The sequence below is a fragment of the Paenibacillus sp. MAHUQ-45 genome (assembly GCF_058133325.1).
The window spans coordinates 1-18018 of record NZ_JBYUPV010000010.1 but is presented as its reverse complement, the minus strand read 5'-3'; the positions used below and the strand labels follow the sequence as shown (position 1 = coordinate 18018).

At 51.2% G+C, this 18018-nt stretch carries 14 protein-coding genes; 12 read left to right on the top strand and 2 right to left on the bottom strand.

Features of this window, described 5'->3' with window-relative positions; all coding sequences use genetic code 11:
* Positions 1 to 192: 192 nt before the first annotated feature.
* From AC3Y23_RS20540 to pyk, 6 genes are all read left to right on the top strand, one after another.
* Positions 193 to 3846, top strand: coding sequence for a DNA polymerase III subunit alpha (locus tag AC3Y23_RS20540; RefSeq protein ID WP_379202463.1), 3654 nt, complete (start codon positions 193 to 195; stop codon positions 3844 to 3846).
* Positions 3847 to 3920: 74 nt separating this feature from the next.
* Positions 3921 to 4427 (top strand): phosphatidylglycerophosphatase A family protein, encoded by a 507-nt coding sequence (locus AC3Y23_RS20535; RefSeq protein WP_379202461.1) that lies wholly within the window; start codon positions 3921 to 3923, stop codon positions 4425 to 4427.
* A gap of 146 nt (positions 4428 to 4573) precedes the next feature.
* Positions 4574 to 4762, top strand: a complete 189-nt coding sequence (locus tag AC3Y23_RS20530) for a glutamate decarboxylase (protein WP_087914321.1) — start codon at positions 4574 to 4576, stop codon at positions 4760 to 4762.
* Between the two features lie 73 nt (positions 4763 to 4835).
* A complete protein-coding gene (gene accD / locus AC3Y23_RS20525; RefSeq protein ID WP_379202459.1) occupies positions 4836 to 5729 on the top strand; it encodes an acetyl-CoA carboxylase, carboxyltransferase subunit beta in 894 nt (297 codons plus the stop codon).
* The gene (locus tag AC3Y23_RS20520; protein WP_379202457.1) at positions 5730 to 6731 is read left to right on the top strand and encodes an acetyl-CoA carboxylase carboxyltransferase subunit alpha; all 1002 of its coding nucleotides are present in this window, start codon (positions 5730 to 5732) and stop codon (positions 6729 to 6731) included.
* 330 nt (positions 6732 to 7061) lie between these two features.
* The gene (gene pyk / locus AC3Y23_RS20515; protein ID WP_379202455.1) at positions 7062 to 8483 is read left to right on the top strand and encodes a pyruvate kinase; all 1422 of its coding nucleotides are present in this window, start codon (positions 7062 to 7064) and stop codon (positions 8481 to 8483) included.
* A gap of 142 nt (positions 8484 to 8625) precedes the next feature.
* Here the strand turns inward: pyk and AC3Y23_RS20510 are convergent, their stop codons facing one another.
* Positions 8626 to 9390, bottom strand: a complete 765-nt coding sequence (locus tag AC3Y23_RS20510; RefSeq protein WP_379202453.1) for a G1 family glutamic endopeptidase — start codon at positions 9388 to 9390, stop codon at positions 8626 to 8628.
* A gap of 101 nt (positions 9391 to 9491) precedes the next feature.
* On the opposite strand from AC3Y23_RS20510, the gene AC3Y23_RS20505 reads away from it, so the two are divergent.
* From AC3Y23_RS20505 to AC3Y23_RS20495, 3 genes are read left to right on the top strand one after another with little or no spacing between them, the layout of a single operon-like run.
* The gene (locus AC3Y23_RS20505) at positions 9492 to 10667 is read left to right on the top strand and encodes an MFS transporter (RefSeq protein WP_379202451.1); all 1176 of its coding nucleotides are present in this window, start codon (positions 9492 to 9494) and stop codon (positions 10665 to 10667) included.
* Positions 10668 to 10709: 42 nt separating this feature from the next.
* Complete coding sequence (locus AC3Y23_RS20500) at positions 10710 to 11246, top strand: acyl-CoA thioesterase (protein WP_379202449.1); 537 nt, start codon at positions 10710 to 10712, stop codon at positions 11244 to 11246.
* Complete coding sequence (locus AC3Y23_RS20495) at positions 11243 to 11641, top strand: FxsA family protein (RefSeq protein ID WP_379202447.1); 399 nt, start codon at positions 11243 to 11245, stop codon at positions 11639 to 11641. Before AC3Y23_RS20500 ends, AC3Y23_RS20495 begins: the two co-directional genes overlap by 4 nt.
* Before the next feature lie 855 nt (positions 11642 to 12496).
* Here AC3Y23_RS20495 and ytvI read toward each other — a convergent pair.
* Complete coding sequence (ytvI, locus tag AC3Y23_RS20490; RefSeq protein WP_379202445.1) at positions 12497 to 13612, bottom strand: sporulation integral membrane protein YtvI; 1116 nt, start codon at positions 13610 to 13612, stop codon at positions 12497 to 12499.
* 411 nt (positions 13613 to 14023) lie between these two features.
* Between ytvI and citZ the strand changes: the two genes are divergently transcribed.
* The 3 genes from citZ (at position 14024) to mdh (ending at position 17560) form a co-directional block, all read left to right on the top strand.
* Positions 14024 to 15136 carry a citrate synthase gene (gene citZ, locus AC3Y23_RS20485; protein ID WP_379202443.1) on the top strand — a complete coding sequence of 371 codons (1113 nt, stop codon included), beginning with the start codon at positions 14024 to 14026 and terminating at the stop codon, positions 15134 to 15136.
* A gap of 114 nt (positions 15137 to 15250) precedes the next feature.
* Positions 15251 to 16546 (top strand): NADP-dependent isocitrate dehydrogenase, encoded by a 1296-nt coding sequence (gene icd, locus AC3Y23_RS20480; protein ID WP_379202441.1) that lies wholly within the window; start codon positions 15251 to 15253, stop codon positions 16544 to 16546.
* A gap of 72 nt (positions 16547 to 16618) precedes the next feature.
* The gene (gene mdh / locus AC3Y23_RS20475) at positions 16619 to 17560 is read left to right on the top strand and encodes a malate dehydrogenase (protein WP_379202439.1); all 942 of its coding nucleotides are present in this window, start codon (positions 16619 to 16621) and stop codon (positions 17558 to 17560) included.
* The last annotated feature ends 458 nt before the right edge of the window (positions 17561 to 18018 follow it).

Below are 18018 nucleotides of genomic sequence, written 5' to 3'. Positions count from 1 at the left end.
TCTCTCTCCATTCTATGGGCGTGTCCCCCTCTAATATGATAAAATAGTTTCATATATATAAGCTGAACGTAAGAATGATAACTTACGGGTTGGTCAAAGCCTTGTATATCAAGGATTTCGCGAACCCAGTACCTTAGATTCTTAAGTTCACTTTCCATATGTTTGATTTTTGGAGTGGAAGGAAGTGGGATCATGAGCTCTTTCGTGCATTTGCATGTGCACAGCGAATACAGTTTACTGGACGGAGCGGCGCGGATCACCGATCTTGTGCACCGGGCCAGCGAATATGGCATGACATCGCTGGCGCTTACGGATCATGGAGTGATGTACGGGGCCATTCCCTTTTATAAAGCTTGCCTAGCGAAAGGCATCAAACCGATCATTGGCTGCGAGGCTTATTTGACGGCTGGTTCACGCCGCGAACGGGGCAGCCGCAAGGACCAGCCCATTTATCATCTGATTCTGCTCGCCAAGAACATGACCGGATACCAAAACCTGATGAAGCTGGTTTCCATTGGACATCTGGAGGGCCATCATTATAAACCGCGCATTGATATGGATGCCCTTGCCGCACATGCGGAGGGCATTATTTGTCTTAGCGCCTGTCTGGGCGGTGAAGTACCGCAGCATTTGCTGCATGGCAGGGATGAAGAAGCACGCAAGGCCGCACTGCGCTATAAATCGATTTTTGGCGAAGACTTCTATCTGGAGCTGCAGGATCATGGCATTGCGGAACAGAAGCGTGTGAATCCGAAATTGATTGCGCTTGCTGCGGAATGTGAGATTCCCCTTGTTGTGACCAATGATGCCCATTATCTGACCAAAGAGGATGCCGAGGTGCAGGATGTGCTGATCTGTATCGGCACGGGCAAGACAGTAGATGATGAGGAGCGGCTGAAGATCGGCTCCAACCAGCTGTATCTGAAAAGCGGGGAAGAGATGGCAGCGTTGTTCCCGCATGTGCCACAGGCTATTGCGAACACGGCAGTGATTGCCGAAAAGTGCAATCTGGAGCTGGTCTTTGGCAATCATATTTTGCCAGCGTATTCGCCACTGCCGGAAGGATTGGATGCCGCCGCCTATCTGCAGCAGCTCTGCCAGAAGGGGCTTGAGGAACGGTACGGAGATACGCCGCTGTGGGAATCGCCGGAACAAAAGAAGCAGGCCGAGGAGAGACTGGCCTATGAACTGGGTGTCATCGGAAATATGGGCTTTAGCGATTATTTTCTAATTGTGTGGGATTTTATCGCTTATTGTCACCAGCAGGGCATTGCCACCGGACCGGGACGGGGTTCCTCCGCAGGCAGTCTGACGGCCTATGTGCTGCGAATTACCGATGTGGACCCGCTTAAATATAATTTGCTCTTTGAGCGTTTTTTGAATCCCGAGCGGATTACCATGCCGGATATTGATATCGATTTTAGCGACGAACGGCGTGATGAGGTTATCAGCTATGTCGTGAACAAATACGGCAGTGAGCATGTGGCACAGATTATTACGTTTGGTACGATGGCCGCACGGGCGGCGGTGCGCGATGTGGGCCGGGTGCTCAACCTGCCTTACGGTGAGGTGGACAAGGCTGCGAAGCTCATTCCGGGTCAACTGGGCATCAGCATTGCTCGGGCGCTGGAGACGTCCCCTGATCTGAAGGCGATGTATGAGACAAATCCGAGAACACGGGACCTGCTAGATATGGCGATGAAGGTGGAGGGTATGCCGCGTCACGCCTCGACTCATGCCGCAGGGGTTGTGATTTCCAAGGGACCGCTGACGGATGCAGTGCCGCTGCAAGAGGGCAATGAGAGTACAGCCTTGACGCAGTATTCTATGGAGCATCTGGAGAGCGTTGGTTTGTTAAAAATGGACTTTCTAGGCCTGCGGACTTTGTCGATTATTGAGCGGACGATGAACTGGATCAAAGAAATGACTGGTAGTCTCCCAGATTTCCGATTGATTCCAGACAATGATCCCGGGACCTATGAAATGCTGGGGGCTGGTGAGACCACAGGGGTCTTCCAACTGGAGTCGGCTGGTGTTAGGCGGGTGCTGAAGGATCTCAGGCCAAGTGGTTTCGAGGACGTAATCTCGGTTCTCGCGCTATACCGTCCGGGTCCGATGGAATTCATTCCGAAGTTTATCGCCGGCAAGCACGGCCATATCGAGGTGGAATTCCCGCACAGCGATCTGGCGCCGATTTTGTCGGATACGTACGGCATCATTGTCTATCAGGAACAGATTATGCAGATTGCGTCGCTGATGGCAGGCTTCTCGCTGGGTGAGGCAGATCTGCTACGCCGTGCGGTTTCGAAGAAGAAACGGGAAACGCTGGACAAGGAACGCAGTCACTTTGTGCAGGGCAGCCTGAAGCAGGGGTATACCGATGAGGATGCCAACGCCGTATATGACATGATCGTGCGTTTTGCCGATTACGGCTTCCCGCGTGCCCATGCCGCTGCCTACGGTGTACTGGCCTTCCAGACCGCTTATCTGAAGCATCATTATCCGGTGCAGTTCATGGCATCCATGCTGACCGCAGTGATGGGAACCCATCGCAAGGTGGCGGAGTACGTGCTGGAATGCCGCCGAATGGGCATCGGTGTGATGCCGCCGGATGTTAATGAGAGTGGCGTGCTGTTCACTCCGGTGCCTGGTGAGGACACAGGACATATTCGCTTCGGCCTTGCCGCCGTGAAGAATGTCGGCACGCTGGCCGTGGAGAACATTATGGAGCTCCGCAAGGAGCGTCCTTTCGACAGCCTGCTCGATTTTTGTCGACGCGTGGACCTGCGGATTTGCAACAAGCGGGTGATAGAATCGCTGGTGCAGGCCGGTGCCTTCGACCGTCTTCCTGGGCATCGGGCTCAGCTGTTGGCCATGCTGGATGAGACCGTGGATGCGGCAGTGAAATGGCGCAAGGAGCGAGACGAACTTCAGATCCAGCTGTTCGATGATCTGGTTGAGACTCCCAATTGGGAAATTCGCTACCCCGATATCCCGCGGTTCACAGTAGGGCAGCAGCTGGAGCTGGAACGTGAGCTGTTGGGCTTGTACCTGTCCGGCCATCCGCTGGATGACAGTGCGGGTCTGCTAGAGGAGCAGGGCATTCAGCGGCTGATGGATCTCAGCGAAGCTCCGGACGAGAGCCAGACGGTTACGGCCGGAATGGTCGTATCTGTCAAGGAGATTACGACGAAGGCCGGCAAGGCGATGGCTTTTATCGAGTGGGAGGATCAGATCGAGCGTTGCGAGGTCGTACTATTCCCCGAGGTGTGGAAGCGAAGCCGTAGCCTTATCGTTAAAGGCGCATTGCTCGCCCTGCGGGCCAAGGTACAGCAGGAAGACGAAGGCTTCAAGCTGCTCGCCGAGGAGGTCGCGCCGCTCTCGGGTGATACGCTGCACGGCCTGCTGCAGCGCCGCAATGCCGCCGCGGCCCGCCCGCAGGGCGGGGGCCGCTCCGCATCTGCGGGACGGACGGCAGGTGCCACGCCGTCCCGCGGCCCAGCGGCCGCCAGAGCCGCCGGTGGACCGGCCGGGGCGCCACCAGCCGCCCGGCCGCCTGCGGCTACGCCGGGGGGGCCTGTGGCCTCCGGACAGACCCGTCCGCCGGGCACAGAGAACGGGCAGCGCGTGTTCATTAAGATCACGCCGCATACCGAAGAGTCAGGCTTGTTGCCGCGCCTGAACCAGCTGCTGCAGGCCCATCCGGGGCCTGTCGCGACCGTGCTATTCTATGAGCGCTCGCAGAAGCTGCTCGCGCTCAGCGACAGCTACCGGATCGATCCCTCTCCGGAGCTGCTCACAGCCATAGAAAGCATGCTGGGTGCAGGTACAGTAAGAATAAAATAAGAACATTTCTCTCCCTTTTCGCATACATTTAGGAAACCACAAGGCATATCCTGTGCGGAAAGGGGAACAACATCATGTCATATCAGGAGCTTGCAATAGAGTTGCTGGAGAGTCGGGGCGTAACCATGTCGTCCATCGCGAAAATTGTATATACTTTGCAGTCTGCATATTATCCCGCCTTAACGGAGGAGGAGTGTCTTTCAAGTGTGAGGGCGGTCCTTGGCAAGCGGGAGGTGCAGTACACGCTGATGACAGGTATCGCACTGGATGAACTGGCAGAGCGGAAGTTGCTGCCACAGCCGCTGCAAGCCGTGCTGGAAGCTGATGAATCGCTGTATGGGGTGGACGAGACGCTAGCGCTTGGCATTACCAGCGTGTACGGGATGATCGGTCTCACCGGATTCGGGTATCTGGATAAAATAAAGCTTGGCATTATCGGTGAGCTGAACGATGATACAGGTAGAATCCATGTGTTCCTGGATGACCTGGTAGCGGGCATTGCCGCGGCGGCCTCCGCGCGGATTGCGCACCGTCACGAAGGGGCAAAAGTCTATCCCGGCCCCGCTGGCAGCGACCAATAAACTGCGGATGATTCAGAGCTCTCCGGTCTGCCCTAGTCTTCTATTCTTGACGCGTGTCCTGTTGCGGTGAAAAAGAGAACTGTGTTATCATGATTCCATTATACGGGATACGGGTGGGAATTAAGATTGGGGAGGCCTTGCAGGGCATGTGGACGGTAATTTATATCGCGCCAACCGCCAGAGTGGCGGATATGATTCAGAGCAAGCTTACAGAAGAAGGATTTTTGGTAAAATGCCGTCCGATAAATATGTCCAAGCAGCAATTTGAGATTCTGGTGCCTTCAGGGGAACTTGAAGAGGTGCAGGAAGTCCTTAATCTGATTTTGCATCCCTGAATGATTATTTATAAAGCAGATATGACAGCGGTAAGCTGCATATCTCAAATAAACGGCTGAAGAGGTGCGACCCTTGTTCAAAGATTTATTTCAGAAAAAACGGAAGTACGCGACGATTCCTTCAGAGCGTCTGGAGCGAAGTGGCGGCCCGGTGGAAGGCGAACGCCCTAAACGGGAGATTCCTGAAGGACTGATGAGCAAGTGCAGCAAGTGCGGCACGATCCAGTATAGCAAGGAACTGGAGAAGAACCTCAAGGTCTGCCCGTCCTGCGGGTACCATATGCGACTGAACGCCTCTGAGCGTGTAGCAATTACACTTGACCCGGAAGGGTTTATTGAGTTTGACAGCGAGATGACATCTGTAGATCCGCTGGAATTTCCAGGTTACGCCACCAAGCTGGAGCAACAGCAGCTAAAAACGGGACAGCCCGATGCTGTAATTACAGGTCAGGGATCGATTGAAGGCCAACCTGTCATTGTAGCAGTGATGAATTTCGAGTTCTTCACCGGAAGTATGGGTTCGGTTGTCGGAGAGAAAATTACTCGCGCTATTGAAGAAGCGACGGAGCGGAAGCTTCCGCTGTTGATCTTCTCGACCTCTGGTGGTGCGCGGATGCAGGAGAGTATTCTCAGTCTGATGCAGATGGCGAAGACTAGCGCCGCACTGGCTCGCTTTAGCGAGGTCGGAGGGTTGTACATTTCTGTTATCACAGACCCTACAACCGGTGGTGTATCCGCGAGTTTTGCCAGCCTTGGCGATATTATTATAGCGGAGCCGGGAGCTGTCTTCGGCTTTGCCGGACGGATTGTAATTGAGCAGACGATCCGCCAGAAGCTGCCGGAAGATTTCCAGACGGCAGAGTTTAACCTGCAGCACGGCCAGCTGGATCTGGTGGTACACCGCAAGGAAATGCGTGCCACACTTTCCAAGCTGCTCGATCTGCATAATGCGAAAGGGGGAATTTAGGTGGCAGGAGAGTTGCCTTTTGAATTGCCCCTGGTTGAAATGCGTAAAAAAATCGCTGAACTGAAGCAGTTTGGTGAAGAGAAGGGCATCGATTTCAGCGATGAGGTAGCACGTTTGGAAGAGCGTTACCGGGTGCTGGAGAATGAAGTGTATTCCAATATTTCTCCATCCCAAAAAATGCATCTGGCCCGGCACCACGGCCGGCCGACTTCGCTGGATCTGATCAATCTGATCTTTACGGATTTCATCGAACTGCACGGTGACCGGATGTTCGGTGATGATCTGGCTGTTGTAGGCGGGATCGCCAAGTTGAACGGCTTGCCAGTGACAGTAGTGGGACAGCAGCGCGGGAAGGACACGAAGGACAATATTCAGCGCTTCTTCGGCAGTGCCCACCCAGAGGGCTTCCGCAAGGCGCTGCGGCTCATGAAGCAGGCGGACAAGTTCAAGCGTCCGATCATCACCTTCGTAGATACGAAAGGTGCTTATCCCGGCAATACCGCTGAGGAAAGAGGCCAGTCCGAAGCGATTGCCCGTAATTTGCTGGAAATGTCCCAGCTAGGCGTTCCTGTAATCTGTGTGGTCATCGGTGAAGGCGGCAGTGGCGGTGCATTGGCGCTGGCTGTTGGGAATCGCGTTCTAATGCTGGAGCATGCCATCTATTCGGCGATCTCGCCGAATGGTGCGGCATCCATTCTGTGGAAAGATGCATCCAAGGCAGATATGGCAGCTGAAGCGATGAAGATTACAGCGGATGATTTGCTCGCCATGGAAGTCATCGAGGAAATTGTGCCTGAGCCGAAGGGCGGAGCGCACCGGGACTACGAGGCAACAGCAGAAGCAATCAAGGTAGCGCTGTGGCGGCATTTGCAGCAGTTGTCGGACCTTGATCGTTGCGAGCTAAAAGAGGATCGCTATCGCAAGTTCCGCAAAATCGGTGAGTTTTCCGAGGGTCAGCAAGAGCAATTGGTACTGGAAGAAGAAGTGCTTAGCAAGGAGTAATCGCCTGCTGTTTATTTGCACTTTCCGACATATTATAGTTTTGGGGCATCCCAATGCTGGAAGTTTCTATTAACCATTTTATACCATCGAAATAATCCTGGTGTGATGCCGGGATTATTTTTATTTTGTGGGCATTTTCTGAAAATTCGACGTAGAATTACAGCAAAAAGACGCTGGAACATTGATTTTGTGTCTAAGTTGCAGTAATATTCATAAGGGCGAAGTGAAAGGTGCATGTGATAAAGTTCCTATTCAAATCACAAGCCTTATAGTAGATTTTGTAGTTGGAAAAAGTGAGACAGAGAGAACGAAAAAACGGAGGAAAACCTAATGCGGAAAAGTAAAATTGTATGTACGATCGGTCCTGCTAGTGAATCGTTGGAGAATATCAAAAAATTGATTTTGGCTGGTATGAATGTAGCCCGTCTGAACTTCTCCCACGGCGATTTCGAAGAGCACGGAAACCGGATTAAAACCATCCGTCAGGCATCTGCGGAACTGAACAAAACGGTTGCAATCCTGCTCGATACCAAAGGACCGGAGATTCGCACAGGCAAGCTGGAAGTAGAACCTATTGAACTGGTACAAGACGAGTATCTGACATTGACTACGGAAGAAATCTTGGGTAACCAAAACCGTATCTCTATCACATACAGCGAACTTCCTAACGATGTTCAAGTAGGCTCCACGATTCTGATCGACGACGGCCTGATCGGCCTGACTGTTGTCGACATTCAAGGCACAGAAATCAAGACCCGTATTGTCAACGGCGGAACGATTAAGAGCAAGAAAGGCGTTAACGTGCCTGGAGTTGCTATCTCGTTGCCAGGTATTACGGAAAAAGACACCAACGATATCATTTTTGGGATCGAACAGGACATTGATTTTATCGCCGCTTCCTTCGTTCGCAAAGCTAGCGACGTTCAGGAAATTCGCGAGTTGCTTGAGAAGCACAATGCTTCCCACATCCAAATCATTTCCAAGATCGAAAACCAACAAGGTGTTGATAACCTTGATGAAATTTTGGCAGTTTCCGACGGCCTGATGGTTGCACGTGGTGACCTTGGTGTGGAAATTCCTGCTGAAGATGTGCCATTGGCTCAAAAATTGATGATCAAAAAGTGCAACGTGGCTGGCAAACCAGTTATCACAGCTACCCAAATGTTGGATTCCATGCAACGTAACCCGCGTCCTACCCGTGCTGAAGCGAGTGACGTAGCGAACGCAATCTTCGACGGAACCGATGCAATCATGCTGTCCGGCGAAACTGCTGCAGGGAAATATCCAGTTGAATCTGTACTGACTATGTCCCGCATTGCTGAGAAAGCGGAATCCGCGCTGGATTACCGTGAAATCTTCAATAAACAACAATTTGCACAAGAAACGACTGTAACTGAAGCGATCAGCCAATCCGTTGCGATCTCCGCACTGGACCTGAACGCTAAAGCAATCATTTCTTCCACGGTAACTGGTCATACTGCGCGTGTAGTATCCAAATACCGTCCAAAAGCACCAATCATTGCCGTGACAACGCAAGAGAGAACTATGCGTCAATTGTCTCTGGTATGGGGCGTAACACCGGTTTACGGACAAGTAGCAACTTCTACGGATGAGCTGCTTGAAACAGCACTTAAAGGTGGTAAGGATTCCGGTCTGGTACAAGGCGGCGACCTCGTCGTGATTACTGCTGGTATTCCACTGGGCCGTTCCGGTTCCACAAACCTGGTTAAAGTAAGCCAAATTCCTAACTAATAAGCTGTATGGGGTTTGTCCCTACCGCAGGTTGATCCATGTTAAAAAGCAATGGTGCATGCACCATTGCTTTTTTTTCAGCAGTATAACCCCATTTCCATGGGGTTATTTTCACGTCCGGATTCCTGTAATTTGTGGTATTCTAGTGGGGCTGGTGTCTAGGAATGGAGCGAGATCGAACGGGAGTGCTGATACAGGTGGCTGGGCTTTTGTGCCGGTAGACTCTTCTGACGCTAAAAGCGCCGCCGCAGGCGCTGGGGCAGGAGGGGATAGCAACTGTGATCTTGTTCTGGACCATAATTCCGCCCTGGGCTGATGTGAGCTTTGCCCGTCTGCCGTTGATTCGGCACCGAATGAAGGGAACCCGGCTTACACAGGCGATGGATGTGATTCGTCCGTTAACCTGTGGGGCTTCCAGAATCCATTCGGCGGAGCTTTGCGGACCGGTGTAGCACTGGTGTGTCCGAAAGGTCCACTTCTTGCTGAGATTACGGAGTGTGATGCACCATTTGGTGCGGCTGATCTTGACGATGCTGGCCTGCATGACATCACCGGGTGATACCGGAAGCGGAATAATAGTTTCAAAGGCCGGCAGGATTTCCCACCAGGCATAATAGTGAGCTTTGCCGTTCTCGAAGGTATGACCTGTCCCGGTCTGAATCAGGTTGCTGTTCCCGAATCCATCAATGCCAATCCAGGCAGACGAATAGGCTGAACGGGCGGAGGGCTTGACGAAGGGAACCACCCATTCACCGGAAATTCGGTGATAGGCGCCTCTTTTACCGCTGAGCGCATATCCGCTCCAGTTACTGGAGGTCCAGCCGAATCCGGCGCTGCGGGCTCGTGATGTATTGATTTTATCCGTAATACAGGGCTGATGGCGCTTGACAGAAATGCTGGGATTCATAGATTCACCACCTCCATCGATTCTGTTGTATCTAATGCACCAATGAAATATGAGGCATGGGTGTTCCGTTAAAAATAGGATGGAGAGGACTTTTGGCATACATGGAAAAACTTTTGAAGCTGCGCAGCTTTTATCTCTTCCTGGGACTGGCTGGCGGCTCATTCGGCTCGTACCTCACGCTGCTGCTTGTCCATAACGGGCTCGATAGCAGTCAGATCGGCATGCTGATGGCTACCGGTACCTTGATCGCCATTGTGATCCAGCCGATGTGGGGCATTATATCCGACCGGTATAACCAGACACGGCTTGTGCTTATCCTAAGTGTAGCGGTACCGGCGGTACTGGCAGTCTTTTACCAATCCAAGTACTTCTTCGTGCTGCTCCTGGTATATACGATTGCGACGATATTCTCCTCCACACAGGCCCCTATCGCCGATTCTTACGCCATTGCGGCGGCGAACAGGACAGGATCAAGCTATGGGAGCATTCGTCTCATGTTGAGCATTGGAGCTGCTGTAGGCGGGTATCTGGGCGGCAGATACATCACAGCGTTCTCCGTGTCGACGATCTGGCTGCCGTTTATGCTGTTCAATTTGGTGGCGGTCCTGATTGCGCTGACACTGCCGAAGCAAGCTGAAGAGAATCACGTGATGAATCAATCCTTCTCTCAAGGAGTGCGCAAGCTGCTGGGTAACCGGGTATTTTTGGCCTTTCTTGGCGGCAGCTTTCTTGTCAATCAGACGATGGCTGCGTTCGGAACCTATTTCGTGCTTGCTTTTAAAACGGTCGGCGGCTCTACCAGCGCTGCGGGCATTGCCTTATTTATTGCTTCGTTCACCAATGTGCCGTCCATGCTCTATGCCTCCAAGGTGATCCGCAAGCTGGGCCGGGAACGCACACTGCTGATCGGGGCGCTAATTTATGTGCTGCGCTGGGGTATTCAGGTGGCATTTCCATATCCGTCTGTAATGATCGGCGTTCAGGTACTGCACGGGTTGTCGTTTGGTCTGTTCTATATCTCGGCGGTGGAATATGTATCACAGATTACGTCGGCGGACATGCAGGCTACGGGCCAAAGTGTGTTCAGCATGGTTTTCTCCGGATTTGCCGGCATCGTTGGCAACCTGTTGAATGGATTCTTGTTGAACCAGGGCGGGGTCATGGCGATGAATGTGGCTTGTATGCTCAGTTCGGCTGCAGGCGCAGCTTTGCTTATCTATGTGTCGCGGAGTGCGCGGCGGAGAATTAATATGCCTGCAAAGGGGCTTGGAGCCTAGAGGCATCATCATTTTATAAAATAGAGAGAGGAGCATTTCCTTATGGCTTCACGTGATCTGGGAACATCCAGCCCTTGGTACGGAACGGTTTTTCGTGTCCGTTATCAGGAAACTGATCAAATGCGCGTGGTCTACCATGCCAATTATTTGAACTGGTTCGAGACCGGCCGTACGGAGATGTTTCGCCAGCTTGGCTTTACGTACCGCGATCTTGAAGATAGAGGGGTGCTGCTTCCCGTCACCTCTGCAGATTTGCAATTTAAAAGTCCGGCGCGATATGATGATCTTATCCTTGTATATGCGCGCCTGACGACCTTTTCACAGCTGAGAGTCGTCTACGAATATGAAATACGGCGGCTGCCTGAGGAAGGGCGTAATTCTGTCGGTGATCCTGACGTTTATGCAGGGATGACCGCACCGCTTTATGCGGGTGATCCGCCCGGAGAACTGCTAGTTACAGGCTCTACAAGCCATGTCTGGCTGAACCGGGATTGGAAGCCTACAAGGCTGGACAGAGCCCTTCCGGAGCTGTATCACGCGATTACAGGGACGCTGCGGGAAAAGGGGAGATCAGTATGATGAGGAACAAATGGCTATGGGCTGCATTATTTATTATCCCAGCCGTGGAATTATTCGGGTTCATCTATGTTGCAAATTTTCTCGGCGCACCCAAAACATTGCTACTGATGCTGACAACCTCAGTAATCGGGCTTTTAATGATGCGTTTTGAAGGAAAGAAAGTGCTGCAGGACAGCAAACAGCATGTGGAGGAGGGACGTGTTCCCGGCCGCACCATGCTGGATGGCTTATGTATTTTTTTCGGCGGACTGATGTTGATTCTGCCGGGCTTCGTCACCGATGTGATTGGCTTTACCTTGGTGTTTCCGTTGACCCGGCCGTTATATCGGACCTATCTCCTGCGCTGGATTGAGAAAAAAATGAAGAACGGCAACTTCACGTATTACCGCCGATAATCGGCTAAACCTGACGGACTGTGCGGAGAAAAACGCATGGTCCGTAAGTGTACGTTCATTTTGTGTAAAGTGACGCATTTTTCCGCGCTCAATTCCTTTCGTAAAAGAAGGGGAATGAACGTGGGGGGAGATGTGCAATTTTGTACCACTCATAAAATGAATCTTTGTGCGTGCAAAAGGACCTCATCCTCCAGAATTGTGGAAGAACGGGGTCCTTTTTTTAGGATGCGGAAGTTTATTTTACAAAAGAGCATATTTCGCATTTCGCATCCCCAATACCTCTACTTTTAACAGCGAAAATGGCCCAAACTCTCAAATAAGAGCATTTTTGTACCTTATTTTTCTATAAAATACGTAAATGAGGGAAATAAGGTCATTATTGTATCTTATTTTCGGGAAATCATGCTGAAAGGGTCTATTCTGGAAGAATTAAGGTACAATATTGCCTTTAATTTCCACCAAACTTATAGTAACAAAATATTTAAGGTACAAAAATGCCGTTAATTATATTTCGGAAATTATTGTTATAAATTCTTCGCCTTTTTGTAGGCGCCCGATCACAATCTCCAATCTGCATCCCCGATCTCCATGCTCATCTCTCTTTCCTCACCATTCCTCCTCTTCTGCAAGGGAGACCGGATTAAGTAACGGAAACGGTATCTCATTCTTCGTCTTTCGTCTCTGCTCGGACTCATATCATCATCTTTATCGCCATCGCCATCTCCCAACTCTTATAGCCATCCCTTCATCTTCACCACTTACTTTGCACACTCCTGCGACTACTTACATTCGCCGAAGCAGGCCTGTAGTCATAACTCGCATGTGCTGGGGACATCAGCCTGCTACAACTAGTGTTCACCGGAGCCGGCCGCTGACAATATAGTTATGCAATACGTGAAAAACGCCGGCTCGATTGAACGCATTCAGCGTCACAAGGAGGACAGGGCCGAGTATGAGTCCCAGCATGCCAAACAACTGAAGGCCGGCGAACATGCCGATCAGCATGGCGAGCGGATCAAGCCCGACACTGCTGGCAAGGACCTTCGGCTCCAGCACCTGGCGGGTTATGAGAATGATCCCGTAGAGCACGGACAGGCCGATGCCGAGTGCCAGATTGCCGGTCATGTAAGAATAGACCAACCAGGGGATCATGACGATGCCCACACCGAGATAAGGAAGCAGATCGACAATACCGATCATGAGGCCGATGGCGAACGCCGACTTCACGCCCAGCACTAGTAGCCCGGCAATGACAATGACTGCGGTGATAGAGATCAGGATGAATTGGGCCCGGATATAGCCAAACAACGCTTTTCGCAGATCCTGCCAAATATCCGAGACCGGCTTGAGCAGTGGCGCAGGCAGCCATTTGGTCATTCGACCATTATGCCGCTCCCAACTGGTACTGAGAAAGAACGCAGCGAGGACCACCACAACGGTAATGGTGCCGACGCTGGGCAGGGCAGAGATCAGTTTCAGAATGGTGTTGAAGAACCCTGTCACGAGTTGGGTCACGGCATAACCGACTGTTTCGGTAGTACGACTGATGTTGCTGTCGATGGTGGCGTGATAGCCGGGATTGTCCTGATAGAACTGATTGATCTGGTTAATAATATTCTGAATACTGGCGTTGCGGCTCCAGGACAGCAGCAGTTCCCGCCACTGGTCGGTATGTAGATTGAAGGTCTGCAGCAGCACGATCAACTCCTTCACGAGCCGAGTAATCAGCGCGGTCAGGACCAGGGCGGTGCCTCCAATATAGAATAGCAGGGAGAGTGAGACAGCGAGCCAACTGGGAAGCCTTAGATCCTTAAGCAGAAGTACCAGCGGGTGCATGATATAGGCGAGCAGCCAAGCCAGCAGCAGAGGATAGAGAAGGGGAAGCAGTACATAGGTGGCCAGCACCAGGATGACGGCAGCCAGGACGACCCACAGGCCGCGCAGCACTCTTTTTAGCACCAGACGGTCCATATGTTGTTACCTCCTTTCCTCTGACGCAAGAGAGACCTTGCAGGATGGGAATGCTCGTACTATGTATATTCATAGGCAGACGATTAAGACTATAAATAGCAGATGAACAGCAGATAAAGAGGATTCGGAAGCGTTCTCATACACTGAAGGCGTGATCATGAAACAGTATTTCATTTTTATTTTTCTATCTCTCCGATAAAATCATTTGATACACGGGAGAGCTCCCATGTTGTTCACATAACCGTCAAAATCCGTTATGATGATTATATGATGTACTTCGAGTCTTCTCCGTTCTCCGTATATGATCGTTTTTAATGTCTTTATTACCCAATGTTTTAATCCTTCAAATTGTAAATGTTTTCATGAATCCTCTTGGCATTTATACCCTTGTTAGCAAAGGAGAGATGTACTATGACAGCTACCAAAGGCCTGGAAGGCATTGTTGCAACCACTTCTTCTATCAGCTCGATTGTGGATGGTGTGCTCACGTACCGCGGGTACGATATTGACGATCTTGCGGAACATGCTTCTTTCGAAGAAACCGCTTTTTTGCTGTGGTATGGTAAACTGCCGACTTCCGCTGAGCTGCAGGTGTTGCAGCGTGACCTTAGTGCATTCGCACCGGTTCCGGAGCAGGTAATTGCCCAAATGAAGCTGTATCCCAAAGATGTGAGCACAATGGCTGCACTGCGGACAGCAGTCTCAAGCCTCGCTCTATATGATGAGTCAGCAGAAGATATGAGTCGTGAAGCCAATCGGATCAAGGCTGTGAAGCTGCAAGCACAGATCCCGACTCTCGTTGCTGCGCTGTCACGTATTCGCAAAGGACTGGAGCCTATAGCGCCGAAGGAAGGTGTCTCGATCGCCGAGAACTTCCTGTATATGCTTCGGGGCCAGGACCCGGATGAGATTTCTGTCAAAGCGCTGGACACTGCGCTCGTGCTGCATGCCGACCATGAGCTGAACGCGTCCACCTTTGCCAGCCGTGTGACTGTAGCAACACTTTCCGATATCTATTCTGGCGTTACCTCCGCCATCGGTGCCCTGAAAGGTCCACTGCATGGTGGTGCGAACGAAGCCGTTATGAAGATGCTGGAGGAAATCGGCAGTATTGAATCCGTAGAGCCTTATGTGCGCGGTAAGCTGGAGCGCCGGGAGAAAATCATGGGCTTCGGGCACCGTGTCTACAAGAACGGAGATCCTCGCGCCAAGCACCTGATGAAGATGTCGCGGGAGCTTGGAACTATGAAAGGTACAACAGAACTGTACGAAATGTCCGTGAAGATTGAGGAATTGATTACCGGCGAGAAGGGCCTGAAGCCCAATGTCGATTTCTATTCCGCATCCGTTTATACCCAGCTGGGCATTGAGCGTGAACTGTTCACACCGATTTTTGCCATCAGTCGGACCTCGGGATGGACAGCGCATATCCTGGAGCAATACGAGGATAATCGTCTGATCCGTCCGCGTGCAGAGTACACGGGTCTTTTGGAGCAGACTTACGTTCCGGTCGATGAAAGATAATAGGGCGGCCTTGCAGGCCGCTCCTCTCTTTTAGTAGAATTAGAGCCAAGCGTACGCGCCGTAATTTAAAAGTATATGATTCAAATCACAAAATACTGGGAGGAGTACACACAAATGTTGAAACTGGAAAAATACGAACTGCCGACAGAGGGCGAGCAAATTACGATAGAGGACGGCAAGCTGGTTGTTCCGAATACGCCAATCATTCCATTCATTGAAGGCGACGGTACTGGCCGTGACATTTGGAAAGCCTCCAAACGAGTACTCGATGCTGCAGTAGCTAAGGCTTACGGCGGTTCGAAGCAGATTGCCTGGTACGAAGTATTTGCCGGTGAGAAAGCCTTCAATACATATGGTGAATGGCTGCCGAACGATACACTGGAAGCAATCCGCGAATATATCGTAGCGATCAAGGGTCCACTTACGACGCCAATCGGTGGCGGTATTCGTTCCCTGAACGTGGCTCTGCGCCAAGAACTGGATCTGTATGTGTGTCTGCGTCCAGTGCGTTATTTTGACGGCGTTCCTTCCCCTGTAAAACGTCCTGAACTGGTAGACATGGTTATTTTCCGTGAAAATACAGAAGATATCTACGCTGGAATCGAGTATCAGGAAGGTTCTGAAGCGGTTAAGAAAGTGATTGAGTTCTTGCAGCAAGAAATGGGCGTGAACAAGATCCGTTTCCCAGAAACCTCCGGTATCGGTATCAAGCCAGTATCCTCCGAAGGCTCCAAGCGTCTGGTTCGTGCAGCTGTAGAGTATGCAATCAAGCACGGACGCAAGAGCGTTACGCTGGTGCATAAAGGTAACATCATGAAGTTCACGGAAGGTGCCTTCAAGAACTGGGGCTACGAAGTAGCTGAACAGGAGTTCGGCGATAAAGTATTTACTTGGAACCAATACGATGTTATCAAAGAGCGCGACGGCGAAGCTGCTGCGAATGCTGCACAGAAGGAAGCCGAAGCTGCTGGTAAAATCATCATCAAGGATGCTATTGCAGACATCGCGCTGCAACAAGTGTTGACGCGTCCTACGGACTTCGACGTTATTGCAACGCTGAACCTGAACGGTGACTACCTGTCCGATGCATTGGCTGCGCAAATCGGCGGTATTGGTATCGCTCCTGGAGCGAACATCAACTACGTGACTGGACATGCCATTTTCGAAGCGACACATGGTACAGCTCCTAAATATGCAGACAAAGACGTTGTGAACCCAGGTTCCGTTATCCTTTCCGGCGTTATGCTGCTTGAGCACCTCGGCTGGCAGGAAGCTGCGGATCTGATCTACAAAGGTATGGAGACTGCGATCAACAATAAGACAGTTACCTATGACTTTGCCCGTTTGATGGAAGGTGCTACTGAGCTGAAATGCTCCGCGTTCGCCGACGAAGTTATCAACCACATGTAAGAGTGCTGCCGGTGACAGTTTTGGACGAATTCGTCCGGCTGTCCCGTCAAGACCGTTCTAGGAGGATAAATGGTGGCTATCAAACGGTATAAAATTACAATCGTGGGCGCCGGGTTCACCGGTGCTACGACAGCACTTATGCTGGCTCAGAAGGAGCTTGGCGATGTGGTGCTGCTTGATATTCCCCAGCTTGAGAATCCAACTAAAGGCAAGGCACTTGATATGATGGAAGCCAGTCCTGTGCAGAAGTTTGATAGTCAGATTACCGGTACATCGAGTTATGAAGATGCTGCGGATTCTGACATTGTGATCATAACAGCAGGGATTGCCCGCAAGCCGGGTATGAGCCGCGATGATCTGGTCAACACCAACGCCGGGATCGTGAAATCAGTATGTGAAAATGTGAAGCGTGTAGCCCCGGAATCCATCGTAATTATTCTGAGCAATCCTGTGGATGCCATGACTTATGTGGCTTATAAGACCCTGGGATTCTCGAAAAATCGCGTCATCGGACAATCCGGTGTGCTGGATACCGCACGTTACTGTACTTTTATCGCCGAGGAGCTTAACGTCTCTGTAGAAGATGTACGCGGCGTTGTACTTGGCGGCCATGGCGATGATATGGTGCCGTTGGTACGGTACTCCAGTGTCGGCGGCATCCCTATCGAAACGCTCATTCCTGCGGAACGCATTGAAGCGATCGTGCATCGTACCCGTGTGGGTGGTGGTGAGATCGTCAGTCTGCTGGGTAACGGCAGCGCCTACTACGCGCCAGCGGCTTCGCTTGTGCAGATGACAGAAGCGATCCTCAAGGACAAGAAACGGATCCTTCCGGTCATTGCCCTGTTGGAAGGGGAATACGGCTACGAGGACCTGTTCATGGGTGTTCCTACACGGCTAGGTGCTGGCGGGATTGAGAAGATTTTTGAACTGGAGCTGACTTCTGAAGAGAAGGCCGCACTGGATAAATCGGCAGAATCCGTACGTGACGTAACGAATATCATTACAATTTAAGCTACGGTAGATGTTGAAATGAAAAGATGAAGAGCACCTGAAGGCCGTTGAAGGCTTTCGGGTGCTTTTTTGTATACGGAATAAGCGGCGACGTCATCATCAGTGCTTGCCAAAATAACTGCGTTAAGAAACTCGGTCAGAATGACCCCGTCAAACAACTGCGTCAAAACAACTGTGTCAAAACAATTTCGTCAGAATAACCCCGTCAGAAGGTTGAGACTCATGCATGGGGGCTAACGGACCCTATTGCCGTTATTTGCACATCAAGCTGCTTCTGGAACATGTAACGGACTCAGATGCCGTTATTTCCACCCAAACAGCGGATTTTAAACAGCTTTTCTGCTCATAAGGTCCCTGGGGTCTAATCCTGTATCACTGCAATAGAAAAAAATTACAGTAAAAAGGAATACGACTCAAACACTGTTCGAAAAGCCTGAAGACCTTTCCAGATAACCTTG